Origin of the sequence: Kitasatospora misakiensis (genome assembly GCF_042656005.1) — a bacterium.
Lineage (GTDB): Bacteria > Actinomycetota > Actinomycetes > Streptomycetales > Streptomycetaceae > Kitasatospora > Kitasatospora misakiensis.
In genome coordinates this window covers 1-21,734 of sequence record NZ_JBHSOF010000021.1, presented here as the reverse complement: position 1 = coordinate 21,734, position 21,734 = coordinate 1, and the positions used below count along the sequence as shown (strand labels likewise).

Genomic DNA, 21,734 nt, shown 5'->3' with positions numbered 1-21,734 from the left:
TCCCTACGCTGCCTGGAGCAGGTTGTGCAGGCGGGCGATTCCGAGCATGGCGTGGTGGACTCCGTCGCCCTTGAGTCGGCAGTCGCGCAGGATCTTCCAGGTCTTCATCCGGGCGAAGACGTGCTCGACGCGGGCGTGGACCTGCTTGTGCTCGCGGTTGTGCTCGACCTGCCACTCGGTCAGCTCTCCGCCGCGCGGTCTGCGGTGCGGGATGACCAGGCCGGTACCCGGGTAGCCGCCGTCGGCGATCGTGGTCGTTCTGCCGACGGCGGCTTTGGCGCCGGATTCCTCCCACGCCTTGCAGTCGTTCCGGTTGCCAGGGAGGGGCTGGCCAATCGCCACGACCAGGCGGGTGTGGGCGTCGACGACGACCTGGTGGTTGGTGGAGTACCTGTAGTTCTTGGACTGCTCGGCGACGCTGTGGTCGTGGGTGGGTACGAGGGTTCCGTCCACGATGAGTACAGTGCCGTGACGAAACCGCTGCCTCTGCTTGAGCGCAAGCAGAGGCCCGGCGTGGTCGACGATCCGGTCGGCCGCCGACTTCGAGACGCCGAACAACGGAGCCAGCTGGCGCAGCGTCAGATTGGTTCGCCAGTAGGCGGCGACCAGCAGGACTCGGTCCTCCAACGGCAGTGACCACGGGCGACCCGGTCGGGCCCGGTCGGCCCCTTCGCGGCGCAGCACGGTGATCAGTTTGCGGAACACTCGTGGGCTCAGGCCCGTGAACGGGGCTATCCAGGACGGGTCCGATGCTGCGATCACGCCAGCCATGGCAGTGATCATCTCACTGCGAAAGGGATCTGTGGGCGACTCACGTCCCCTCCCTGCCGCCGGCGAGACGGCGACGCCACCAGAGGTCGGAGCGCCACTGTCGTTGATCAGCGAAGGGATCCGGCAGAGTGCGTTGGACGTAGGCCGCGTCCAGCACCGCCACACGGCGTCTCAGCTCCTCACGAGCGCGGGCGGGCAGTTCCCGAAGAACTTCGTCGAGAACATCCCGAGCATGCCGCACATCGTCGAAGGAACACCCACGGCACGAGCACTCCGCGTCCTGCGGATACAAGGGGCGGCACCCCACTGGCAAGGAGAACGCCCGGTATCGCCGCAACGCCCGATCCGTGGCGCCGGGGTACACGTAGTAGTCAGCCGAGAGTCTCTCAAGCCGATGTATCGCCATGCTGGTGCGAGTCGAGAGCCATTGGATCCGGCGTGGCGGCGGATCACCCCAGGCGCGCGGCTCATGTCGCTGACAGGCGCGGAGCCTGCCGGGCCGCCTACGCGGTATGGGCCTTTCGGTCTACGGTCATGCAGATCATGATGCCACCACTCCGGAGTAACGGGACAGCCCTTAGGGAAGCTGTCCATCTCGGCGACTTCGATCATGATCTCAAGCGTGAGGTCCCGGTACTTTCCCTCGCCCGCTTGGAGCCGGTCCACGAACTCTTCCGCGAAGGCCCGCTTGTAGCCGTCGAAGTCGAGGCCAACCACCAGCTCGGGATAGCGGGCCGAGCGCGTGCGGAGGAACTTCTCCAGGTCCTTCTTGTAGTGATAGATGACCGACAACGCCTCGTACAGGGCACCGAAGGCAGCTGGGTGAATCTGCTGTGTCCGCGCTGACTGGTCCGTCACGCCCGCCCCTCCACAAGCTCAGTGTTCGCCCGATGATGTTACCGATCGGAGCAGACACGGGGCAGGCCGTGACAACGTGGAGCAGCGGGGCCGGGTAGGCGCTCGCGCTACCCGGCCGACGGCTGCTGCCTACTCCTGCTCGTCCTCATCCTCGTTCGCGCGGCGCCAAGCCCGCCGAACGGTGCTCCAGGACTCCAGGACGCTCGGAACCTGGTCCAGCACGCCCTTGACGACGTAAAAGAGGATGCCCAGCACGCCGGCACCTGCCAGCAGCCAGTTGTTGAGGATGGAGTCCACCGGTACGACGCTCCCTTGGGGTGGGTGGTCGAACCAGCAGGCACAGGGCAGGCTCAGTCCGACCACAGACGAAGTGGTCTGGACTGAGTCCCAATGCCCGACTACCACGGGAACTCAGTAAGAAACGGGTGGAGCAACCGGCACACAGGATCGTGCCCACCTGATCATGGCCTTCATCCGCCTACGTGTGTACGAGGAGCTGCCATCCCCGCTGTCGGTGGCGGAGAGGAGCATCGACACGACCCCGACTGGCTCAACACTCAGATTGGCCCGGAGGGGTACGGCAGCGGCAGGTGCGCTCGCGCGCCCTGCTTGGCTTCACGGAGAGTTATACCAAGGACGGCGGGGAGAGCGCGAGGCATTTTGGCGGCGCGCAGCTGGCCCTGGTCGGCAGTTGGGCTGAGGGGCGGGCCCGCCAGCAGCGCACAGTCCACCAGGGGCACGCTCAACTGCTCATCCCGGACGCACCACCGAGCCGGGCGCAGTCAGCGACCGCCGGGCTACCCCTCCTGCTTGTATCGGCTCTCAAAGTACTCGCGCAGGGCAACGTCGATGATGTCCTGGCGAGAGACACCCAGATCTTCCACTTCCGCCTGGAGTTGGCGGTACCGGTGGTCTGACAGGCGAACCGACCGCGGCTCGCGGTACTGACCGACCGGTGCGCGCTGAGTTCTTGGGTCCTCTGGGGGAAGCTGTTTCATTACTGGGCATTATAGGGCAATTCGCCATCCGCGCATATGGAGCCCGTTCCAACTCTAGGCAGATTACCGAGATGGCGATAAAATTAATTAAGAGGAACCCCGTCATGGCGCGCTCCCGCACAGTCAAACCAAAATTCCGACACCAGGATAATGTGTCCGAGCTAGTCAAAGCCTTTGTTTGCCAGTCTACAAGCGCCCAGGGATTGCCGGAGAAGATCGCCGATGAGTCAGCACTCCAAAGAGCGGCCATCTTCGCTGGCCCCAGGGCTCGAGTCACACCTTCCAGGTGATCTCAATCTTGCTGCTGTCGAAAATCCACCGCTTGTAGCAATACTTGCCGCCACCTGGGTGGACAATCACCTTATCCAACGCCAGGCCGACGATCTGGCGGCGCCACCCGAGGTCCGGCGTTCTGGCCCATGCTTCGCGTAGTGCCGTTCCCGCCGGTACCGTCACCATCGAGTGCTTCGTGCTGAGCTTTTCGACCGTCCGGTCGCAGGCCTGGAGGCTCGCCTCTGCCGACGCCTTCGCCAAGACGAACTGCTCACGGCTCAATCCATCCGGGTTCTCCCCGTAGTACTCGGCTATGAGCACGTCCACCTTCTGCTTCTTGGCCTGGTGCTCCGCGAGTGCCGCCTTCAAGTCGTCCGAACCTCGGCCAAGGCGCGCGCGAAGTCCTCGCTGTCGAAGCGATAGAGGATCGCCTCGGTGACGAAGTCCTCCAGCGGTTCTGCAAGCCTCAGCACTCCTCCGCATCCGCGCCTGGAACCGTCGTCGTTCAGGTGCTTGCAGTAGTAGCGCGGCTTCGGGACAGTCTCCCTGGGGTCGCACTTCCTCTTGCCGTAGAGCTTCAAGCCGCACTTACCGCAGACCGCGAAACCTCGCAGCAGGTACTTGTACGGGGCACCGTTGATGTTGGTGAAGCGCTGCTTCAGCCTCAGACAGAGCTGGAGTTCTTCCCACTCTTCAGGGGTCACGAACCCGTCCCACACCGCGTCGTACAGGACGCCACGGTGCTCGCGCTTGCCCATGTACCGCGGACTCTTCATCAGGCGCGCCAGCGTCTCCCACTGCCACTTCTTGCCGTGCGTAGTCGGGATGCCCCGCTCGTTGAAGTCGACAACGATCCAGCGCGGGCCCTCTCCCTGGAGGATGCGGCGGCGGGCCTCCAACCAGACCTCGCGCTCGTGTGGAACGTGGGTGATGCCGTCCGGCTCGAAGCCGTAGGCCCGGGGGCCTCCGTTCGGCAAGCCCTGGCGAGCCTGAGCAGCCTTCTTCGACCTCACGCGGTCCGAGATGTTGTCGCTCTCGCCAGCCGCGGTGTTCACTGCGTCGCGCAGGGCCTTGCGGCCGACGCTGGTGCGGAGGTCGTAGTAGCCACCACGGGTGGTCACCACCGCATGGAAGCTCGTCTGCTTGGACCATACGAGGTCGATGAGCTGCTCGGCCTCAAGTGGCTTACGGAATGGCTGAGTTACCTCGATGCAGAGGATGACGTCGACACCGCTGGCGCGCACCAGCGCCATGAGCTTGTCGAAGTCCTCTCGCGCCTCGCTGCTGTAGGAGGAGGCGGAGATGTCGTTGTCGTGGAAGCTGGCTACGTGCTGCCAATCCGACCTGGTGGTGCGAAAGTTGGCGCACTCGTCAAGCTGGATGGCGACGTTCTCGCCGCGAAGTTCGGGGTCCTTGGCGTCGTCGTCCGACAGCCGCGCATACTCGGCGACCCGCTGGAGAACTTGTTGAGCTGCCAGAAGTTGGACAGTTGGCATAACTGCAATGCCCCATTGTGTCCGAATTGTACCACCTGACAGGCACCTTGCCTAGCAGCCGCCTGGGCGGCTGTCCGGGGCAGCCGGTCCCGGCTCGTTTTGTCCGGGACACGCTCACCAACGGCGCAGTGTCCGACGGCCGGGGCGCCGCGTCCGGTAGGCAATGGCTCGTCCCGTTTGCCCACCCGGAAGGGGTCCGTCATGACCTTCGCCAAGTCCGTCGCCCGCGCCGTCGGCTCCGTTCTGCTGCTCGCCGCCCCGCTGCTGGCCCTGCCGCTGGCCGCCGCCCAGCCGGCCGCCGCCGAGGGCCCGCACAACGAGCAGGAGGCGGCCGTCTGTCGTCAGGTTCTCGGCAGTTTCCTCGGTTTCGCCGGCTCGGCCGCGAGTGCGGTCTGCGCCGTTCAGCCGGAAGGCGGTGCGTCCACGACCGGCTGACGCCGGGTGCGTCGCCGGGCCCGCCGCCGGGCTGGCGGGGGCGGCCCAGGGGGGCTCAGGGGGGCGGAGGTGCAAGATCATGTCATCATGGTTACTGACGGGTTAACTCATGATTTCCCATCAGTGAACCACGTACGACCGTAAGGAAGCACCATGCGTCGACGCATTTCCGCCCTCGTCCTGACCGCGGCCCTGGCCGGCGGCGCCCTGGCCACCGTGGGCCAGGTCGCCACCGCCCAGCCCGCCTCGGCGGCCTCGATCACCGTGAACATCAACGAGCTGCGCCAGCAGGTCGCCGACCTGCGCCAGAAGGCCAACACGCTGGACCACTACGGTGCGCACGCGGAGGCGGCCAAGGCGCGCGCCCAGGCCAACGCCATCCAGAACCGCATCAACCAGCTGGAGAAGGCCGAGCGCGAGTCCGGCCGCCACTTCTGACGGTCGCGAAGTGACGGTCATCCACTGACGTCACGCGCTGACGGCCGCGAGCCGACAGCCGCACATCGACGGCGCCGCCCGTCCCTTCCCCGTGAGGGGCGGGGCGGGCGGCGCCGTCGCATGTCCTCAGTCCTGTGGCTGGTCCCACAGCGGCGCGAGCGCCCTCGCGAGGTCAGCCGCCTCCCGGAAGTGTACGGCCGACATGCCGAGCCGGCCGGCCGCCGCCACATTGGTCGCGCTGTCGTCCACGAACAGGCAGTGCTCCGCCGCAGCCCCGGCCCGCTCCGCCGCGACCCGGTAGATCGCCGGATCCGGCTTGGCCGCCCCGACCCGGGCGCTGTTGACGACCCCCTCCGCCAGATCGGCCAGCCCGAGCGCTGCCAGATCCTCCTCCAGCCACAGCGTCGCGTTGGTCACCAGCAGCACGGGCGCCCGGCGCTTCGCGCGCCTCAGCAGGTCCACCACCTCCGGATCGGCGCGGACCGGGCATCCGGTGAACGCGGCCGCCAGTGTCGCCGCGTGCTCGGCCGATACGTCACGGCCCAGGCCCCGGGCGATCTCCGCCGTCCACTCCGTCCGGCTCAGCCCGCCGAGCACCAGTCGACGCAGCAACTCCTCCGCGAACGCCACCCCGTAGGTCGTGCCTGGGGCGAGTTCGGCCGCCGCCTCCAGGCGGTCCACCTCGCGGTGGTCGAAGAAACGGATCACACCGTCGATGTCGCAGAGCACGGCGCCGGGCGCCCGGGAGGTCGTCATCTGATCGGTGTATCACGCGGGGCTCGCGCCCCGTTCGCGCGCCGGACGCTCTGGGTGCGAACCAGCCACGCGGGGTGAGCTGCCGGGAGGCCGGCGGCCCCGGGGCGGGAGCGGGTCGGTCGGCGTCCTTGCTGGTGGGCGACCCGCGCACGGCCCGCGGCCGGCTGGCCGGATACCCGCTCGACCTCGCCCGTCGCCGGGGGCTAGCGTCGAATACGCACCGTCAGTGACCGAACGGTCACGTGGTGCGTGCAGGAGTGCGCGCACCAGCGGTGCGATGACGAACCGGCTCCTTCCGCCGGCGCCGGGCCGACCCGGGCCGACCCGAAGGACGCCGCCCCACCACCCGAAGGGGGAACACCACATGCGATCCATGACGATGACGAGGCCGCTCGTCGCACTCGGCGTGGCCCTGGGCATCACCATCGGCGGCGTGGCCGCCGCGGGCACCGCTGCTGCGGCCCCGGCCGCCCCGGCCGCCGCGTCCGTCCGGCCGGCCGACGGCGCCCTGCGCGTGCTCGCGGTCCAGAACTTCGGGCTGAGCTCCGCCCAGGCCAAGAACGTGCAGAACTGGCTGAAGCAGTTCTGGGGTTACAACGGCAGCATCGACGGCCAACTCGGCACCGAGAGCTGGAAGGCGTTCCAGCGCAACCTCAGGGAGAACTGGGGCTACCCCGGCGCGATCGACGGCATCCCCGGCACCGAGACGGTCAAGGCGCTGCAGCGCCTGCTGAGGGACGGCGGCTGGGGCTACAGCGGCGCGATCGACGGCATCGCGGGCGAGGGCACCCGGGCGGCGTTCAAGAACTTCGCCAACGGCATCTGACCGACGACGGCCGGCCTCTGAGCCGCGACCGGGTGCGGCCCGCCGGACCCTGCCGGTGGGCCGCACCCGGGCCCGTGCTGGGCCCGCACCGGGTGCGGTAGGGTGACGGACGCCGTAGAGGAACGCGAAGAACGGGGAGGTGAGAACCCATGACCGCTGTGCCGGATCGGGTGCTCCCCGGCCGCGACCACGACGCCCTCGCGCAGGTGCACGCCCGGCCCTAGTGCCGGTCGTACCGCGCGAGAGCGTCCGCCGTCCGGCGACGTACGCGTGGAGAGCCCCGGGTTCGGACGATGTCCTCCCACCTGTGCTCCTAGGGGTTCCCTTGTCTGTCCACCCGTCCGCCTCCCTCCGCTCGTCCGTGACCGCCCGGCTGCGCGCCGCCGGCTGCGTCTTCGCCGAGGACGAGGCGCGCATCCTGCTCGCCGCCGCCGCGACCCCCGCCGAACTGGCCGCCATGGTCCGCGACCGCGCCGCCGGCCGTCCGCTCGAACACGTCGCCGGCTGGGCCGAGTTCGCCGGCCTGCGGATCGCCGTCGACCCCGGGGTCTTCGTGCCCCGCCGGCGCAGCGAGTTCCTGGTCCGCACCGCCGTCGCACTCGCGCCCGCGAACGCCCTGGTCGTCGATCTCTGCTGCGGCAGCGGAGCCCTCGGCGCGGCGCTCGCCGCCACCGTCGGGCACCCCGTCCGGCTCTTCGCTGCCGACGTCGACCCGGCCGCCGTCCGCTGCGCCCGCCGCAACCTCGCCGACCTCACCACGACAGGCGCCGAGGTGTTCTGCGGCGACCTCTTCGACGCCCTGCCGGCCGACCTGCGCGGCCGGGTGGACGTGCTGCTCGCCAACGTCCCCTACGTGCCCACCGCCGACATCGAACTCCTCCCGGCCGAGGCCCGGGTGCACGAGGCCCGCCCGGCCCTGGACGGCGGCGCCGACGGCCTCGACGTGCTGCGCCGGGTGGCCGCCGAGGCCCCGCACTGGCTGGCCCCGGGCGGCGCGCTGCTGTTCGAGACCAGCGACCAGCAGGCCGACGCCGCCCTCGGCGTGGCCACCGCGGCCGGCCTCAGCGCCGTCCTCGGCTACGACGAGGACCTCGACGCCACCGTGGTCACGGCCGTCCGGCCACCGGTCGCGAGGCCGTAGCCGCAACAGCCGCGAGGCCGAAGCGAGGCCGTAGACGCGCACACATGCGGCTGAGCGCGACGACCATGTCGGGGCGGCGGCGCGCGGAGTTGACTGATGCCCATGAACGAGAACACGAACAGCACCCAGCAGCCCCGCACTTCGACCGCCGCCACCGGCACCACCGCCGGTACCGCCGGCGCCCCCCGCACCGTCCTGGTCACCGGCGGGACCGGCAAGACCGGCTGGCGGGTGGCCGAGCGCCTCACCGCGCTCGGCCACACCGCCCGGATCGGCTCGCGCACCGCGCCGGTCCCGTTCGACTGGGAGGACGACACCACCTGGGACGCCGCGCTGGACGGCGTCACCGCCGCCTACCTCGCCTACTACCCCGACCTCGCCTTCCCCGGCGCCGTCGAGACGGTCGACGCCTTCGCCCGGCACGCGGCCAAGGCCGGCGTCCGCCAACTGGTGCTGCTCTCCGGCCGTGGCGAGGAGGCCGCGCAGGCCGCCGAGCAGGCGGTCGCCGCCGCCGGCACCGGCTGGACCGTGGTCCGCTGCGCCTGGTTCTCCCAGAACTTCTCCGAGGCGTTCTTCCTGGAGCCGGTGCTGTCGGGCGAACTGGCGCTGCCGGTCGGGGCGGCGGTCGAGCCCTTCGTCGACGCGGACGACATCGCGGACGTCGCCGTGGCGGCGCTCACCGAGGACGGCCACGACGGCGAGGTCTACGAACTGACCGGCCCGCGGCTGCTCTCCTTCGTGGACGTCGCGGCCGAGCTGTCGGCGGCGACCGGGCGCGAGATCCGCTTCACGGCGGTCAGCGTGGAGGAGTACCGCGCGGTGCTGGCCACGGTCGGTCTGCCGGGCGAGTTCGCCGACCTGTTCACGATGATCCTGGACGGCCGCAACGCGCACCTGGCGGACGGCGTCCGGCGGGCGCTGGGCCGCCCGGCGCGCGACTTCGCGGACTACGCCCGCGCCACGGCGGCTTCCGGCGTCTGGAACGTCTGAACCCTGCCGCTCTTCCCGGTCCGGGGATCCGCCCGCCACGCGCGGTCCCCGGGCCGCCGGTCCACCCCCCGCGTCACCCCACCTGGAGCCCACCGATGTCTGCCGCCCTCGGCACCGCCCCCGTCCGTGACCTCGCCGCGGCGACCGCCGCGACCACCACCGTCTCCCGCGCGATCGGCCCGGTGCTGGCCACCGCCACCGTCGCGACGGGTCTGATGTCCGGTCTCTTCTTCGCCTTCGACGTCGCCGTCATGCCCGGCCTCGCCGCCGGCGACGACCGCACCTTCGTGACCGCGATGCAGCACATCAACGCGTCCATCCTCAACCCGGTCTTCGGCGCCGTCTTCGTCGGCGCCCTCGCGATGCCCGCCGTCGGGACGTGGCTGCTGCACCGCTCCGGCCGGCGCGCCGCCACCCTCTGGGCGGCGGTGGCGACACTGCTCTACTTCGCCGCGCTCGTCCTCACCTCCGCCGTCAACGTCCCGCTCAACGACCGGCTCGCCGCGGCCGGCGACCCCGCCGCCATCACCGACTTCGCCGCCGTCCGCGAGGCCTTCGCCCAGACGTGGACCACGGCCAACATCGCCCGCACGGTGCTCTGCACGGCCGCCGCCGTCGCCCTCACCCGCGCGCTCCTCCTCCACCGCGGATCGAGCGCCCGCTGACCTCGCGTCACATGAGACTGATCATCGCACCGCCGTCCCGTCTAGGCTGTCCGCTCATGGACACCCTGACCGGGCTGCTCGACGGCCCCAAGGCCCGTGGCGCGTTCCTGCTGCGCTCGGTCCTCAGCACACCGTGGGCCCTGCGGATCGAGGACCGCGCGCCGCTGTCGTTGATCACCATGCTGGACGGCGAGGCCTGGATCATTCCCGACGGCGCGGAGCCGGTGCTGGTGCGTCCCGGGGACCTCGCCCTGCTGCGCGGACCGGACGCGTACACCGTCGCCGACCAGCCGCCGACCGAGCCGGACATCCTGATCGGCCCGGGGCAGATCTGCTCCCGGGACGGCGTCAGCGTCGCCACCTCGATGGCACTGGGCGTGCGGACCTGGGGCGAGACCCGGCAGGGCGACGAGCGCCCGTCGGTCATGCTGTCCGGCACCTACCTGGCCGAGCACGAGATCGGGCGCCGGCTGCTGGCCCACCTGCCGACGCTGCTGGTGCGGCCCGCCGGGGTGGACAGCACCGAGGACACCCTGGTCCGGCTGCTCGCCACCGAGGTCACCCGGGCCGAGCCGGGGCAGGAGGTGGTGCTGGACCGGCTGCTGGACCTGCTGGTGGTCGGGGTGCTGCGCAGCTGGCTCGCCGCCCCGGAGGGCGAGGCGCCCGGCTGGCTGCTCGCCCAGGCCGACGAGGTGGTCGGCCCGGCGCTGCGGCTGCTGCACGACGATCCGGCCCGGTCGTGGACGGTGGCGGCGCTGGCCGCCGAGGTCGGGGTCTCCCGGGCCGGGCTGGCCCGGCGGTTCACCTCCCTGGTCGGCGAGCCGCCGATGGCGTACCTGGCGAACTGGCGGCTGGCGGTGGCCGCGGATCTGCTGCGCGACCCGGGGCTGACGGTCGCGGCGGTGGCCCGCCGGGTCGGCTACGGAGACGCGTTCGCGCTCAGCACCGCGTTCAAGCGGGTGCGCGGGCTGACGCCTCAGGAGCACCGGCGACTGGCGGCCTCCGCCGAGGCCGGCGAGACCTTCGGGGTCGTCGAGCCGACGGTCGGGGAGGTGGCCGGGGCCGAGTCTACGGGCGGCGCGGCGCGGACGGCGCCCCCGACCACGGTCGTCCTGGCGGCCGGCTGAGGAGCGGGCGGGCGTTCATGGACCGTGCGTTCAGGAACGTGCCGCTCCTGCCGAGCTTTAGCTGGGCCGCATGTGGCAGTGCAGCACCAGGGCCCAGCAGAGGAAGCCCAGCGCGGCCGTGGACAGCAGGGCCCGGGCCGCGTTCCACCGCACCCACCGGGTGCGGAACCGGCCGCACATCCGCACCGGCTGTCCGGACCGCCCGAACCGCCCCGGCTGCCCGGCGTCCGCCAGGGCCTGGTTCAGCGGGAGGTTCACCACCCTGGTCACCACCAGCGAGGCGGTGTAGCAGACCAGTGCGCCGACCGCGGCCGGCAGCACCTGGCGCCCGTCGCTCGGCAGGTGCAGCACGACGGCCACCGCCGTGAACACCAGTGCCCCGACGAAGCCCAGCAGGAACCACCCGTTGAGGATCGCCACGTTGAGCCGCTGCATCACCTGGGCGACCATGAGGTCCCCGGTGGTGCCCAACCCCGGTGTCACCGAACAGGCGTAGGTGTAGAAGAGTCCGGCGGTCAGTCCGGTGGTGACGGTCGCCGCCACCAATGCGAAGACCCGCATCGCCTCCATGCCGTTCCTGCCCCCGTCCTTTCGCCCGGCACCGCCCGGTCGAAGCGGCCCGCGTGCCGATCATCCGTCATCGAACGGCCGTTTGCCCACCGAATTGGCCGATAAGCACAAGATGATGACGGATGGTCATGACACCGCGGCCGGAACCCGTCGTGGAGGCTCATCCTCCGGTGCGCGAGGCGAGCGCGGCGAGCAGCGCGTCGACGGTCCAGTGCCCGGCGGCGCCCGGGCGGGTGCTCAGATAGGCGGCCGTCCGGCGCCCGGACCAGCCGTGCGCGTCGGCCAGCCCGGCGGCGATGCTTCGCAGGTAGCGGGCGCGCGGGGCGTTCAGCTCGGCCTCGGCGAGCGCCCACGGGGCGGTGAAGGTGAGCACCGGCACGCCGTCCAACGTGCCGGGGCAGACCAGGGTCTGGTAGCGGCCGGGCCCCTGCGGGTCGCGGCCGGTCCGCAGCACGGTGCCCAGATCGAGGTCCGCGCCCGGTCCGCCGCCCATCTCCTGGGCGGCGATGTCGCTGAACTGCCCGGCGGTCAGCAGATAGGCGCGGGCGGGCGCCGTGCCGCGCCCGTGCGGATCGTAGAACGCCATGCCACCGCCCCAGACCCGGGACTCCAGGGCGAAGTAGAGCAGCCCGGGCAGCCGCACCGGCACCGACCGCTCGGGCGCCCGGCCGTCCCGGCAGCCGGGGTAGTCCCGGGCGCCGTCGACCGGCCGGCCGCCGCGCAGGTAGCAGGCGAGCCGCTCGGCGTGCATGTTCGAGCCGTAGGCGGCGTACCAGACCAGGCCCGGGGCGGGGCCGGGTGCCGACGCCTCCAGGAGAGACGGGTTGACGAACGGTCGGATCGGTCGGATCTCCTCCACGGCCGGTGACGCTACCCCGCCGTTCGGTGCGCCACGCATCGCTCACTCCTTCGAGTGGGACGGGTGTGACGGCCCGAGGCCGGGGGGTCGGCCCGAGCGGCCCGAGCGGTTCGAGCGGTTCGAGCGGTTCGGGCGGTTCGGGCGGAGGTCTCAGCCGGTGGCCGCCGGCGCGTCGGGCCGGGTGCCCGTGACGGTGCGCCCGGTCGTGCGGGCGGCGAGTGCCTGCCGGGCCCGGTTCGCGCGGTCGGGGCCGGCCGCGGCGTCCAACTCCCCGCCGTCGGGGCGGAACCAGGCCCAGTCGGTGACCTCCCCGTCCTGGCAGGAGAGCCGGACCGTCCCGGGGTCGGCGGTGCCGAAGTCGTGGAAGAACTGGACGATCGGGTGGTCCGATCCCGGCGCGGGGTGCCGCCAGAACACCGCGAGCAGCGGCCCGGCCGACCGGTCCAGCCCGGTCTCCTCCCGCAGCTCGCGGGCCGCCCCGGTCGGCGAGTCCTCGTGGGTGTCGAGGACGCCACCGGGGAAGTTCCACAGTCCGGCGTCCGGCCGCCGGTTCGGCTTCCGCAGCCGCGGTTTCACCATCAGCAGCCGCCCGTCCGGGGCGGTCACCACGGCGACCGTGCAGAGCCACGAGCGCGGGGTGGTGGCCAGCCACTGGGCGCGCGGCAGATGCGGCCGGGCGGGGCCGTGGGCCCGCAGGAAGCGCACGGTCTCGGGCGTGATCCCGGGCAGGTTGTCCGTGAAGAACCAGCCGTGCGTGGTGTGCCGGGGGAGCACGAGCCGGTCCAGCGCGCCGGGCACGTGCGCCGACAGCGCGTACACGTGGCGCAGCGCCGGTTCCGTCCCGTCCTCGAACACCCCGACCCGGTGTCCCGCCGAGGCGGCCACCCCGCAGGCCTCGGCCAGCGCCCTGACGGCGGCCTCCGCCGGGTCCTCGTCCGGCCGGACGGCCGCGGACGGCAGCTCCCAGCGGCCGTCCGAGCGGCGCAGCAGCAGGACCCGGCCGAGCGTGTCGGTGACGAGGGCGCCGCCGACGGGCACACCGACGGAGGTTCTGCCGACGACCGGGGTCTCGGGGAGGGGCGAGGGGAGGGACGAGCGGTGCACCTGAGGGGTCTCCTTCGACGAGGGGATGAACGGGTCCGGGGCGCGGCGAGGACCGGCCCGGGCGTCAGCGGGCTACCGTCCGGCACCGTTCGGGACCGTCCGGCACCGTCCAGCACCGCGACCTGCGGCAACTCGTCGGCGTCCCCGGGTCGGAGGAGCCCACCACGCCGTCCTGTCCCCGCCGACCTGGCCTTTCCCGCGCTCCCGGCGGCCCCTACCCGCCCGTGCCCGGTGCGGAACGCCCGCCGCCGGTCCGCTCGGGAGGGAGTGGGAGCGCGACGGCGCGGCGCACCGGCGTCCGCCCCGCCGCTCGCGCCCCACCTCCCCGCACTCCGCCCCGTCCCGGTTCACCATCCCCGTTCACCGCCCCTGCCCCCTACCCCGCCGCGGTGCCGAGCCCAACTCCGGTAAGGACCGGGCGTCCACGGACAGTTCGTCCGCCCCGGCCGGTCGGCCCGACCCGGCCGACGGCCCCCTACGATGTCCGCCATGAACACTGGGGGGCCGGAGACGCGGCTCATTGACAACCGCTTCGAACTGATGGAACGTCTCGGCGGCGGAGGCATGGGCCTGGTCTGGCGCGCCCGGGACACCATGCTGCACCGCGAGGTGGCGCTCAAGGAGGTCCGCCCGCCGGACCCGGCGATGGCCGCGGCGGACCCCACCGCCGCCTACGAACTGCGCGAGCGCGTGCTCCGCGAGGCCCGCGCACTCGCCCGCCTCCAGCATCCGAACGTCGCGGTGATCCACCACATCGTCGACACCCCCGGTCACCCCCACCCCTGGCTGGTCATGGAACTGGTCACCGGCGGCAGCCTCGCCGACCGGATCGCCCGGGGCCCGCTGACCGTCCCGGAGGCCGCCCGGATCGGCCGCGGTGTGCTCTCCGCGCTGCGCGCCGCCCACGCGGCCGGCATCCAGCACCGCGACGTCAAGCCCGGCAACGTGCTGCTCCGCGCCGACGGCACGCCCGTCCTCACCGACTTCGGCATCGCCGCGATGCAGGACGCCACCACCGCGCTGACCGCCACCGGCGCGCTGATCGGCTCGCCCGAGTACATAGCCCCCGAGCGGATCCGCGGCGAGGAGGGCAACCCGTCCTCCGACCTGTGGTCGCTGGGCATGCTGCTGTACGTCGCCGTCGAGGGCCACCACCCGCTGCGCCGCGGCACCACGCTGGCGACCCTCGCGGCGGTCCTGGACGAGCCGCTGCCGCCGCCCACCCGTTCGGGTTCGCTGGGGCCGGTGCTGGCCGCGGTGCTCGCCCGGGACCCGGCGGTACGGCCCGACGCCGTCCAGCTCGACCAGGCGCTCGCCGCCGCCGAGGCGACCGCCGGTCCCGGCGCGGCGTCGGCGCAGCCGTCCTGGGCGCCGACCTCCCTGGACTTCGCCCGCCCGCCCGGCGGCCCGGAGCACGTCTCCGGGTTCGGCCGGCCGCAGCCCACGTTCGACGGTGAGCCGGCCACCGGCTTCGGCCGGCCGCAGCCCGACCACGCCGAACCCGCCACCGGGGGAGGGCAGTTCGACAGCACCGGGACGCAGTACCTGGGCGCGACCGGCCCCGCCGAGCCTCCGCAGCCGCCGGCCCGCCGCCGCAGCGGCGCCACCGTCACCCTCGCCGTCGCCGGGGTGGCCCTGGCGAGCGTGCTGGCCTGGAACCTCCGGCCGGGCGGGGACGGCGGCGTCACGGACCCGGGCGCCGCACCCAAGGGCACGACCGTCTCCACCGACCCGGGCGGCCCCCCGGCATCGCCCGGCACGGCCGCGCCCACCGGCCCGGGAGCCAACCCGCCGGCGACCGCCACCACCTCCACCGCGCCCACCGCGCCCACCGTGAAGCCCTCGCCGAGCACGCCGCCCAAGACCACCAAGGACCTGCTGACCCCGGACGGTGTGCGCACCGTCGTCGCGGCGATCACCGCGCAGAGCGGCACCACCAAGGTCAAGCGGCTCTCCGTCTACCCCGAGTACGCGAGCGCCCAGGTCCCCACGGCCGACGGGCGCGGCTACGACTGGTACGACTACCGCAACGGCAACATCGCCAAGCGCGTCGGTGGGTCGATGGGCCAGGACAAGCCGGTCGACCTCGCGCAGTACGACTGGGACACCATCCCGGCCCTGCTGAAGAAGGCCGACGAGAGCCTCAACGTCAAGAACCCGACCAGCCGTTACCTGCTGATCGACATGTGGTCCGACGGCTATGCGTGCATCCGGGTCTACCTGTCCGACGAGTACCACAACAGCGGCTACCTGCTGGCGGACTACAAGGGGACCGTGCGCCGCGCCTACCCCGCCGACTGAGTCCGCTCCCCGAGGGAGGGCCGGAGTCGGAGGACCCCGGACGGTCGACCAGCGCAGGGCGGTCGGCCCGTTCCCGGACCATGCTGGACTGGTCCTGAGGCGTCCCCGGCCGCCCCGGGCCCACCCCCGAGCGAGGAGCCGTCGCGACCATGAGCGAGAACCACCACGTCCTGCTGCTCGACTTCAGGGACGGCGCCGACTGCCTCGCCGCCTTCGACGAGGCCGCGCACCTGCCCGGCCTGCGGCAGTCCGCGATCGTCGAGCGCGAGGCCGACGGCACCCTGGACTTCCCGGCCAGCCAGGTGCGCGGCGCCGGCGCGCCGACCGTCGGCGCGGGGGTGGTCGGCGGGCTCGCCGGGCTGCTCGCCGGCCCGATCGGCGTCCTGCTGGGCTGGGCGGCCGGGACGGTGCTCGGCAACGCCGCCGAGACCTGGCGCGACCAGGAGGGCGGCGCCGGCCTGATCGTGCTGAGCGAGGAGGTGGAGGACGGCCACAGCATGCTGGTGCTCGACGTCGTCGAGTCCTCCCCGGACCCGGCCGACGCGCTGGCCGCGCGCCACGGCACCATCCTCCGCCGCATCCCCGCCGCCGACCTGGCCGCCCGGGTCAAGGCGGCCCGCCGCGCCGCCGACGGGGCGTAGGGCGGTCCGGCGCCGTCGCCCGTGGGCTCAGGCTCAGGCGAGGGCCGCGGCCAGCAGGGCGAAGGCGGCGACGATGACGGCGACGCGGAGGTAGTGGAAGCGGTCCCAGCGGTTCTGCTGCTCCTTCCAGTCCGCGGGCCGGTTCTCGGCCGTCCACGTCTTGCTGCGGTTGTTGATCGGGACGAGCAGCAGCACCGACATGAGCACACTCACGATCAGCAGGGCGGCGGCGACGACGACCAGGCCGGCGCCGGGTTCGTGCCGACCGGCGACGGCCCAGACCGCGCTCAGCACGAGCGAGGTGATGTACCAGACCGGCATCAGGGCGCCGAGCATCCGACCCCCGTGGGCGCGGCCGAGCACGCCGGCCTCCTCGGGCAGCCCGGCGAGGATCGGGTTGACGACGAAGGCGACGGAGAACTCCACGCCCACCATCACGCCGACGACCACGGTGGTGAAGACCTCAAGTGCGTTGAGCATGGTGACCCCTCCTGGGATCTAGCGCTGCTATCCGATGAGGCAACGCTAGACCTGCTGCCGCTCGATTGTCTAGCGGTGCTAGGATCGACCCATGTCGGTACAGGAACGCAAGCAGCGCGAACGCGCGGACCGCGAGCGCCTCATCGTGGCCACGGCCCGCGAACTCGCCGAGCAGCAGGGCTGGGACGCGGTCACCACCCGCCGGCTCGCCGAGCGCATCGAATACAGCCAGCCCGTCCTCTACAGCCATTTCCGCGGCAAGCGCGAGATCATCGGCGCCGTCGCCCTGGAGGGTGCCGCCGAGATGGCCGCGGCGCTGCGGGCCGCCACCGCCGCCGCGGACGGCCCCCGCGCCAGGGTCGCCGCCCTGGCCCGCGCCTACCTCGACTTCGCGGAACGCAACCCGGCGGTCTACGACGCCATGTTCCGACTCGACGGCGGCCTGGCGTTCGCGCGCGAGGACACCCCCGAGCCGCTGAAGGACGCCTTCGCCGCCCTGCTGGAGAGCCTCGGCGAGGTCGCCGGGGACGGGGTCCACCCGGCACTGTTCACCGAGACGTTCTGGGCCGCCCTGCACGGGCTGGCCACCCTGACCCGCGCGGGACGACTGCCGCCGGAGTACACCGAGCACAGGGTGGAACTGCTGGTGGACCGGCTCGCCGTGCTCTGACGCGTCGTGGGAGGTGACCTAAGACCCGGGTGGCACCGCCGGCACCGCGTCCAGCAGGACCTGGCCGGCCGGGGTGCGGTGGTAGAGCACCGAGCGGCCCGCCCGGCGGCGCAGGGTGAGCCCGGCCTCGCGCAGGATCCGCAGGTGGCGGCCGACCGAACCGAGCGGTAGCCCGGTCAGCGCCACCAGTTGGCTGGTGGTCTTCGGCGTGTCGAGCAGGGCGAGCAGTTCGACCCGGCCCGGCCCCAGCAGGGCGGCCAGCGCCCTCGGCACCGGACGGCGGGCCTCGTCGACCAGCACGCCCGAGCACGGGTAGACCACCGCGTACCGGCGACCGGGCGGCCCGCGTCGTCCGTCGACCGCCGGCACGTCCCAGCAGAGCCAGCTCTGGTCCGGCGTGACGGGGGCGAACAGCAGCTCGACGGCGGCGAGTTCGCGCGGCGCGCTGCCCGGCGCGCCGCCGATCCGCAGCCGGTCGCCGCCGAGCCAGCGCATCCCCGGGCGCAGGTCGCCCAGCGCCGCCGCCCAGCCGCCGGTGCCGAGGACGGCGGTGCGGGCCAGGATGTCCGCCTCGATGATCCGCCGGCGGCGCGGCCAGTCCGGCTCGACGGTCTCCGACCACACCCAGGACAGCAGTTCGGCCGCCCGCTCGGCGAGGTCCTCGCGCCGCCGCAGCGGCGGCGGCAGGGCGTCGTCGGTGCCGACGCCCAGCGCCTCGACCAGGTCGGCCCGGACGACGGCCGGCGGCGTCGCCCGGACCTCCGCCAACTCCCGTGCGAACAGGGCGCCACCGGCTCGGCCCTCCACATCGTCCGGCGTCGGGGCCGGCGTCGGTGTCGGCTTCGGCGTCGGCGTCATGAACGTCGCGTTCCAACGCGGGGCCAACGCGGCCCGGACGAGCGCGGCGGTCACCGGGTCGGCGGCCAGTCGCTCCCGGTAGCGGGGGAGCGCGGTGGCGAGCCACCGCCGTTCGCCCGGGTGGGTGCCCGCGCCCCGGTGCAGGGTCTTCAGCGCGGCGACCGTCTCGGCCAGCGGGGACACCACGAACCGGCTCCCCGCGAGGGTGTCCGCGTCCACCCGCCACCAGCCCATGTCCCGTACCTCCCCGTTCCTTCCCGGTGGCTCCCCGTACCTCCCCGCCACCTTTCGCACCCCGGCGAAAACCTAACGCCCCGCCGCCCGCGCCGGAAAGACTCCGCCGCATGCGCACCTACCGAGAGCTGTTCCGCGACCGCGAGTTCACCGCGCTGTTCCTGTACGCCGCCGCCCAGACTGCGGCCCAGACGGTCGCCGGACTGGCGCTCGCCGTCCTGGTGTTCCGGCGGACCGACTCGCCGCTGCTCGCCGCGCTCGCCATGTTCGGCCCCGCGTTCGCCCAACTGCTCGGCGCGGCCACCGTCCTGTCCTCGGCCGACCGGTTCCCGCCGCGCGCCGCGCTGGCCGGGCTCGGCCTGCTGCTCGCCCTCGGCACGGCCGTCCAGGCCCTGCCCGGACTGCCGGTGGCGGCACTGTTCCCGGTGCTGCTCGCCCTCGGGGTCGCGGGCGCGGCGGGCGGCGGGGTGCGCTACGGGCTGCTCCACGAACTGCTGACCCGGGACGGCTACCTGCTGGGCCGCTCCGCCCTCAACCTCGCCGCCGGCCTCGTCCAGATCGACGGCTTCGCGCTCGGCGGCGCCCTGCTGGCCGCCCTCTCGCCGTCCGGCACGCTGCTCGCGGCCACCGCCCTGCACCTGCTGTCCGCCGGCGTGGCCCGCGCCGGGCTGCGGCGGCGCCCGCCCCGGGCCGCCGGGCGTCCGTCCCTCGCTGGGACGTGGCGGGCCAACGCGCGGCTCTGGTCCTCAGCCCCGCGCCGGTCCGTCTACCTCGCGCTCTGGGTGCCGAACGGGCTGGTCGTGGGCGTCGAGGCGCTCTACGTGCCGTACCGGCCGGACGCGGCGGGCCTGCTGTTCGCGGTCGGCGCGCTCGGCATGCTGGTCGGGGACGTCCTCGCCGGCCGGGTGCTGCCGGTCCGGTGGCGGGAGCGGCTGGCCGTCCCGCTGTGCGTGCTGCTCGCCGCGCCGTACCTGGGATTCGCGCTGCAACCGGAACTGCCGGTCGCGGCGGCCCTGGTCGCGGTGGCCACCGTCGGGTACGCGGCGGGGCTGCTGCTCCAGGAACGGCTGGTGGCGCTGACCCCGCCCGAACTGAGCGGGCAGGCGCTCGGCCTGCACAGTGCCGGGATGCTGGCGACGCAGGGGGTCGGCGCGGCGGTGGCGGGCGCGCTCGCCGAACTGACCTCGGCCGCCACCGCGATGGCGGGCACGGCCGCGGCCTCGCTGGCCGTCACCGCCCTCCTCGCCCCGGGCCTGCGGCGCGCCGCCGCCGGGCGAGCCGGTGTCACCGCCACCCCGTGCCCGCAGGACTGACATGCCGGCGGGAGCGCTTCGTGGGCACTGCTAGCATCCGCGCATTCCGAACGATGATCGAACAGGTGGGCGGGCGCGGTGCAGGACGAACTGCGGAAGCAGGAGCAGGACCAGGATCAGGACGAGACCGGGGGCGGAGGTGGAGTCGCCGGTGCGGACGGCGCGATCCGGCGGCGGAGGATAGCGGTCGGCGTGGCGGCGGCGGGCCTCTGCGCCGTCGCACTCGTCGGCGCGGGCGCCTGGGCGATGAGCGGTTCCGGCGCCGCGGAACCGGCCCCCACCGGCTCGCCGACCACCTCGCCGGCCGCTGCTCCGACCGCCACTCCGACCGCTGCTCCGACGACCCCGTCGGCACCCACGCCGGAGACTGCGGCGCCCGCCGCTGCGGAGGTTCCGCCGCCCGCCGCCCCCGAGCCGGCGCCGCCGTCCGGTACCCCGACGCCCGCCCGTCCCGCGAGCCGCCCGCCGACGCCGGCTGCCCCGCGCCCGGCGTCGCCCTCGAAGGCCGCCCCGCCCGCCCAGCCGTCGGCGGCTCCGCCTGCTTCCGCTCCGCCCGCGCCGCCCGCGCCCGCCAGTCCCAAGGCGCCGCCCGCCGTACCCAAGCCGCCCGCCGACCCCGGCGAGGGCCCCGACCCGAGCCAGTGGACCGTGCCGCCGCGCCCGCTCCCGACCCTCCCCGCGCGTCCCACCTCCTGCCCGCCCTGGCAGGCGGCATCCTGGGACGGCTGCCACCCGCTGCCCCCGCCGATCACGCTCTCCTGAGCCCTTCGTGCGGGCCCTTCGTGCGGGCCCTTCGTGCGGGCACCGACCGCCCGTACGGCGACCGCCGGACTCCTCGTCCGGCGGTCTTGATCCCCAGGTAGTTGAATGCTAAATTAAATCCGACGCCAGGGATCGACCCCCGAGGAGTACGCCATGACGACCACCATCGTCGCCGACAACCCCGAGAAGTCCCGCTACGAGATCACCGCCGACGGTGAACTCGCCGGTTTCGCCGAGTACTTCCGCCACGACGACGAGATCGCCTTCATCCACACCGAGATCGACCCGCGCTTCGGCGGCCAGGGCCTCGGCGGCATCCTCGCCCGCGCCGCGCTCGACGACGCCCGCGCCCGCGAGCTGGCCGTGCTCCCGTACTGCCCCTTCATCCGCGGCTGGCTGACCAAGCACCCGGAGTACCACGACCTCGTCCCGGCCGCCCAGCACGAGCGGTTCGGCCTGTGACCGCCGAGACCGCCGGGCCCGCCGGGGGAGCCCCGGACGCTGCCGAGGCCGGCGAGTCCACCGTGCCCGCCGAGTTCGTCCGCGCCGCGGCCGCCGTCGCCACCAGCACCGCCGACGACTACCGCATCGACATCCGCTCCGGCCGCCACCGGCTGACCGCCGACGAGCCCGAGTCGGCCGGCGGCGCCGACACCGCCACCACCCCGGTCGGCCTGCTGCTCTCCGCCCTCGGCTCGTGCACCGCGATCACCCTGCGGATGTACGCCCAGCGCAAGCAGTGGCCGCTGACCACCGTGCGCGTCCACCTCGGCTACGAGAAGGGCCCCGAGAAGGCCGTCCGCATCACCCGGCGGATCGACCTCGTCGGCGACCTCGACGAAGCCCAGCGCGCCCGCCTGCTCGACATCGCCGACCGGACCCCCGTCACCCGGGCCGTCTCCGCCGGCACCCCCATCGTCCCGGCCGCCCCGCGCGCCACCAACGGAGCCCACCATGCCTGACCCTGCCCCGACGGTCCGCGGCGGCCGCACCGACACCCCGGGCGGCCCCGTCCACGAACTCCTCGCCCCGCGCGAGACCGCCCTCGGCGGCAGCACGGTCGTCCGCCGCCTCCTCCCCAACCTGGGCCGCCGGATGGTCGGCGCCTGGGCATTCGTGGACCACTACGGTCCGGACGACATCGCGGACGAGCCGGGCATGCAGGTGC

25 protein-coding genes and 1 pseudogene are annotated in these 21,734 nt (G+C 73.2%); 15 read left to right on the top strand and 11 right to left on the bottom strand.

Annotated features, from left to right (window positions below; all coding sequences use genetic code 11):
• Window positions 1-3 precede the first annotated feature (3 nt).
• The 5 genes from ACFP3U_RS17775 to ACFP3U_RS17755 form a co-directional block, all read right to left on the bottom strand.
• On the bottom strand, window positions 4-771 hold the full coding sequence (locus ACFP3U_RS17775; protein ID WP_380226517.1) for a transposase: 768 nt from the start codon (window positions 769-771) through the stop codon (window positions 4-6).
• A gap of 171 nt (window positions 772-942) precedes the next feature.
• The gene (locus ACFP3U_RS17770; protein ID WP_380226516.1) at window positions 943-1,629 is read right to left on the bottom strand and encodes a hypothetical protein; all 687 of its coding nucleotides are present in this window, start codon (window positions 1,627-1,629) and stop codon (window positions 943-945) included.
• Between the two features lie 129 nt (window positions 1,630-1,758).
• The gene (locus ACFP3U_RS17765) at window positions 1,759-1,926 is read right to left on the bottom strand and encodes a hypothetical protein (protein WP_380226515.1); all 168 of its coding nucleotides are present in this window, start codon (window positions 1,924-1,926) and stop codon (window positions 1,759-1,761) included.
• A 974-nt stretch (window positions 1,927-2,900) separates the two neighbouring features.
• The gene (locus ACFP3U_RS17760; RefSeq protein WP_380226514.1) at window positions 2,901-3,269 is read right to left on the bottom strand and encodes a hypothetical protein; all 369 of its coding nucleotides are present in this window, start codon (window positions 3,267-3,269) and stop codon (window positions 2,901-2,903) included.
• Window positions 3,266-4,396, bottom strand: a complete 1,131-nt coding sequence (locus ACFP3U_RS17755) for a recombinase family protein (RefSeq protein WP_380226513.1) — start codon at window positions 4,394-4,396, stop codon at window positions 3,266-3,268. Before ACFP3U_RS17755 ends, ACFP3U_RS17760 begins: the two co-directional genes overlap by 4 nt.
• 201 nt (window positions 4,397-4,597) lie before the next feature.
• Here ACFP3U_RS17755 and ACFP3U_RS17750 point away from each other — a divergent pair, with 201 nt between their 5' ends.
• The gene (locus ACFP3U_RS17750) at window positions 4,598-4,831 is read left to right on the top strand and encodes a hypothetical protein (protein ID WP_380226512.1); all 234 of its coding nucleotides are present in this window, start codon (window positions 4,598-4,600) and stop codon (window positions 4,829-4,831) included.
• 153 nt (window positions 4,832-4,984) lie between these two features.
• A complete protein-coding gene (locus tag ACFP3U_RS17745) occupies window positions 4,985-5,269 on the top strand; it encodes a hypothetical protein (RefSeq protein ID WP_380226511.1) in 285 nt (94 codons plus the stop codon).
• A gap of 126 nt (window positions 5,270-5,395) precedes the next feature.
• On the opposite strand, the gene ACFP3U_RS17740 is transcribed toward ACFP3U_RS17745, so the two are convergent.
• Window positions 5,396-6,025: an HAD family hydrolase gene (locus ACFP3U_RS17740; protein WP_380226510.1), complete on the bottom strand. Its 630-nt coding sequence runs from the start codon at window positions 6,023-6,025 to the stop codon at window positions 5,396-5,398.
• 364 nt (window positions 6,026-6,389) lie between these two features.
• Here ACFP3U_RS17740 and ACFP3U_RS17735 point away from each other — a divergent pair, with 364 nt between their 5' ends.
• From ACFP3U_RS17735 to ACFP3U_RS17715, 5 genes are all read left to right on the top strand, one after another.
• Entirely contained in the window at window positions 6,390-6,851 is a 462-nt protein-coding gene (locus tag ACFP3U_RS17735; protein WP_380226509.1) for a peptidoglycan-binding domain-containing protein, read from the top strand.
• 325 nt (window positions 6,852-7,176) lie between these two features.
• Window positions 7,177-7,992, top strand: coding sequence for a putative protein N(5)-glutamine methyltransferase (locus ACFP3U_RS17730; RefSeq protein ID WP_380226508.1), 816 nt, complete (start codon window positions 7,177-7,179; stop codon window positions 7,990-7,992).
• A gap of 102 nt (window positions 7,993-8,094) precedes the next feature.
• Entirely contained in the window at window positions 8,095-8,982 is an 888-nt protein-coding gene (locus ACFP3U_RS17725) for a Rossmann-fold NAD(P)-binding domain-containing protein (RefSeq protein ID WP_380226507.1), read from the top strand.
• Window positions 8,983-9,077: 95 nt separating this feature from the next.
• Entirely contained in the window at window positions 9,078-9,647 is a 570-nt protein-coding gene (locus ACFP3U_RS17720) for an anthrone oxygenase family protein (protein ID WP_380226506.1), read from the top strand.
• A 56-nt stretch (window positions 9,648-9,703) separates the two neighbouring features.
• Window positions 9,704-10,774, top strand: a complete 1,071-nt coding sequence (locus ACFP3U_RS17715) for an AraC family transcriptional regulator (RefSeq protein WP_380226505.1) — start codon at window positions 9,704-9,706, stop codon at window positions 10,772-10,774.
• 57 nt (window positions 10,775-10,831) lie between these two features.
• On the opposite strand, the gene ACFP3U_RS17710 is transcribed toward ACFP3U_RS17715, so the two are convergent.
• The 3 genes from ACFP3U_RS17710 to ACFP3U_RS17700 all read right to left on the bottom strand — a co-directional run bounded on the left by ACFP3U_RS17710 (window position 10,832) and on the right by ACFP3U_RS17700 (window position 13,307).
• Window positions 10,832-11,344, bottom strand: coding sequence for an anthrone oxygenase family protein (locus tag ACFP3U_RS17710; protein ID WP_380226504.1), 513 nt, complete (start codon window positions 11,342-11,344; stop codon window positions 10,832-10,834).
• A gap of 160 nt (window positions 11,345-11,504) precedes the next feature.
• On the bottom strand, window positions 11,505-12,203 hold the full coding sequence (locus tag ACFP3U_RS17705; RefSeq protein WP_380226503.1) for a histone deacetylase: 699 nt from the start codon (window positions 12,201-12,203) through the stop codon (window positions 11,505-11,507).
• Window positions 12,204-12,353: 150 nt separating this feature from the next.
• Window positions 12,354-13,307, bottom strand: coding sequence for an NUDIX hydrolase (locus ACFP3U_RS17700; protein WP_380226502.1), 954 nt, complete (start codon window positions 13,305-13,307; stop codon window positions 12,354-12,356).
• Between the two features lie 489 nt (window positions 13,308-13,796).
• Here ACFP3U_RS17700 and ACFP3U_RS17695 point away from each other — a divergent pair, with 489 nt between their 5' ends.
• Window positions 13,797-15,608, top strand: coding sequence for a serine/threonine-protein kinase (locus ACFP3U_RS17695; protein WP_380226501.1), 1,812 nt, complete (start codon window positions 13,797-13,799; stop codon window positions 15,606-15,608).
• A 149-nt stretch (window positions 15,609-15,757) separates the two neighbouring features.
• Window positions 15,758-16,249, top strand: a complete 492-nt coding sequence (locus ACFP3U_RS17690; RefSeq protein ID WP_380226500.1) for a histidine kinase — start codon at window positions 15,758-15,760, stop codon at window positions 16,247-16,249.
• Between the two features lie 33 nt (window positions 16,250-16,282).
• Here the strand turns inward: ACFP3U_RS17690 and ACFP3U_RS17685 are convergent, their stop codons facing one another.
• Window positions 16,283-16,729, bottom strand: coding sequence for an anthrone oxygenase family protein (locus ACFP3U_RS17685; RefSeq protein ID WP_380226499.1), 447 nt, complete (start codon window positions 16,727-16,729; stop codon window positions 16,283-16,285).
• A gap of 91 nt (window positions 16,730-16,820) precedes the next feature.
• On the opposite strand from ACFP3U_RS17685, the gene ACFP3U_RS17680 reads away from it, so the two are divergent.
• Window positions 16,821-17,399, top strand: a complete 579-nt coding sequence (locus tag ACFP3U_RS17680) for a TetR/AcrR family transcriptional regulator (protein ID WP_380226498.1) — start codon at window positions 16,821-16,823, stop codon at window positions 17,397-17,399.
• An 18-nt stretch (window positions 17,400-17,417) separates the two neighbouring features.
• On the opposite strand, the gene ACFP3U_RS17675 is transcribed toward ACFP3U_RS17680, so the two are convergent.
• On the bottom strand, window positions 17,418-18,491 hold the full coding sequence (locus tag ACFP3U_RS17675; RefSeq protein ID WP_380226497.1) for an ArsR/SmtB family transcription factor: 1,074 nt from the start codon (window positions 18,489-18,491) through the stop codon (window positions 17,418-17,420).
• Window positions 18,492-18,601: 110 nt separating this feature from the next.
• On the opposite strand from ACFP3U_RS17675, the gene ACFP3U_RS17670 reads away from it, so the two are divergent.
• The 5 genes and pseudogenes from ACFP3U_RS17670 to ACFP3U_RS17650 form a co-directional block, all read left to right on the top strand.
• Window positions 18,602-19,804, top strand: coding sequence for an MFS transporter (locus ACFP3U_RS17670; RefSeq protein ID WP_380226496.1), 1,203 nt, complete (start codon window positions 18,602-18,604; stop codon window positions 19,802-19,804).
• Between the two features lie 78 nt (window positions 19,805-19,882).
• Window positions 19,883-20,566 (top strand): hypothetical protein, encoded by a 684-nt coding sequence (locus ACFP3U_RS17665; RefSeq protein ID WP_380226495.1) that lies wholly within the window; start codon window positions 19,883-19,885, stop codon window positions 20,564-20,566.
• 153 nt (window positions 20,567-20,719) lie between these two features.
• Entirely contained in the window at window positions 20,720-21,028 is a 309-nt protein-coding gene (locus ACFP3U_RS17660; RefSeq protein ID WP_380226494.1) for a GNAT family N-acetyltransferase, read from the top strand.
• The gene (locus ACFP3U_RS17655; RefSeq protein WP_380226493.1) at window positions 21,025-21,528 is read left to right on the top strand and encodes an OsmC family protein; all 504 of its coding nucleotides are present in this window, start codon (window positions 21,025-21,027) and stop codon (window positions 21,526-21,528) included. Before ACFP3U_RS17660 ends, ACFP3U_RS17655 begins: the two co-directional genes overlap by 4 nt.
• Window positions 21,521-21,734: pseudogene (locus ACFP3U_RS17650) on the top strand (pirin family protein); the annotation flags it as partial. The gene ACFP3U_RS17655 and the pseudogene ACFP3U_RS17650, both read left to right, overlap by 8 nt.

Bases quoted from the DNA above. Each gene is read 5' to 3' on its own strand.
- ACFP3U_RS17775 (WP_380226517.1), bottom strand. From the start codon at position 771: ATGGCTGGCGTGATCGCAGCATCGGACCCGTCCTGGATAGCCCCGTTC.
- ACFP3U_RS17755 (WP_380226513.1), bottom strand. From the start codon at position 4,396: ATGCCAACTGTCCAACTTCTGGCAGCTCAACAAGTTCTCCAGCGGGTC.
- ACFP3U_RS17750 (WP_380226512.1), top strand. From the start codon at position 4,598: ATGACCTTCGCCAAGTCCGTCGCCCGCGCCGTCGGCTCCGTTCTGCTG.
- ACFP3U_RS17745 (WP_380226511.1), top strand. From the start codon at position 4,985: ATGCGTCGACGCATTTCCGCCCTCGTCCTGACCGCGGCCCTGGCCGGC.
- ACFP3U_RS17740 (WP_380226510.1), bottom strand. From the start codon at position 6,025: ATGACGACCTCCCGGGCGCCCGGCGCCGTGCTCTGCGACATCGACGGT.
- ACFP3U_RS17735 (WP_380226509.1), top strand. From the start codon at position 6,390: ATGCGATCCATGACGATGACGAGGCCGCTCGTCGCACTCGGCGTGGCC.
- ACFP3U_RS17725 (WP_380226507.1), top strand. From the start codon at position 8,095: ATGAACGAGAACACGAACAGCACCCAGCAGCCCCGCACTTCGACCGCC.
- ACFP3U_RS17720 (WP_380226506.1), top strand. From the start codon at position 9,078: ATGTCTGCCGCCCTCGGCACCGCCCCCGTCCGTGACCTCGCCGCGGCG.
- ACFP3U_RS17715 (WP_380226505.1), top strand. From the start codon at position 9,704: ATGGACACCCTGACCGGGCTGCTCGACGGCCCCAAGGCCCGTGGCGCG.
- ACFP3U_RS17710 (WP_380226504.1), bottom strand. From the start codon at position 11,344: ATGGAGGCGATGCGGGTCTTCGCATTGGTGGCGGCGACCGTCACCACC.
- ACFP3U_RS17695 (WP_380226501.1), top strand. From the start codon at position 13,797: ATGAACACTGGGGGGCCGGAGACGCGGCTCATTGACAACCGCTTCGAA.
- ACFP3U_RS17690 (WP_380226500.1), top strand. From the start codon at position 15,758: ATGAGCGAGAACCACCACGTCCTGCTGCTCGACTTCAGGGACGGCGCC.
- ACFP3U_RS17685 (WP_380226499.1), bottom strand. From the start codon at position 16,729: ATGCTCAACGCACTTGAGGTCTTCACCACCGTGGTCGTCGGCGTGATG.
- ACFP3U_RS17680 (WP_380226498.1), top strand. From the start codon at position 16,821: ATGTCGGTACAGGAACGCAAGCAGCGCGAACGCGCGGACCGCGAGCGC.
- ACFP3U_RS17675 (WP_380226497.1), bottom strand. From the start codon at position 18,491: ATGGGCTGGTGGCGGGTGGACGCGGACACCCTCGCGGGGAGCCGGTTC.
- ACFP3U_RS17670 (WP_380226496.1), top strand. From the start codon at position 18,602: ATGCGCACCTACCGAGAGCTGTTCCGCGACCGCGAGTTCACCGCGCTG.
- ACFP3U_RS17660 (WP_380226494.1), top strand. From the start codon at position 20,720: ATGACGACCACCATCGTCGCCGACAACCCCGAGAAGTCCCGCTACGAG.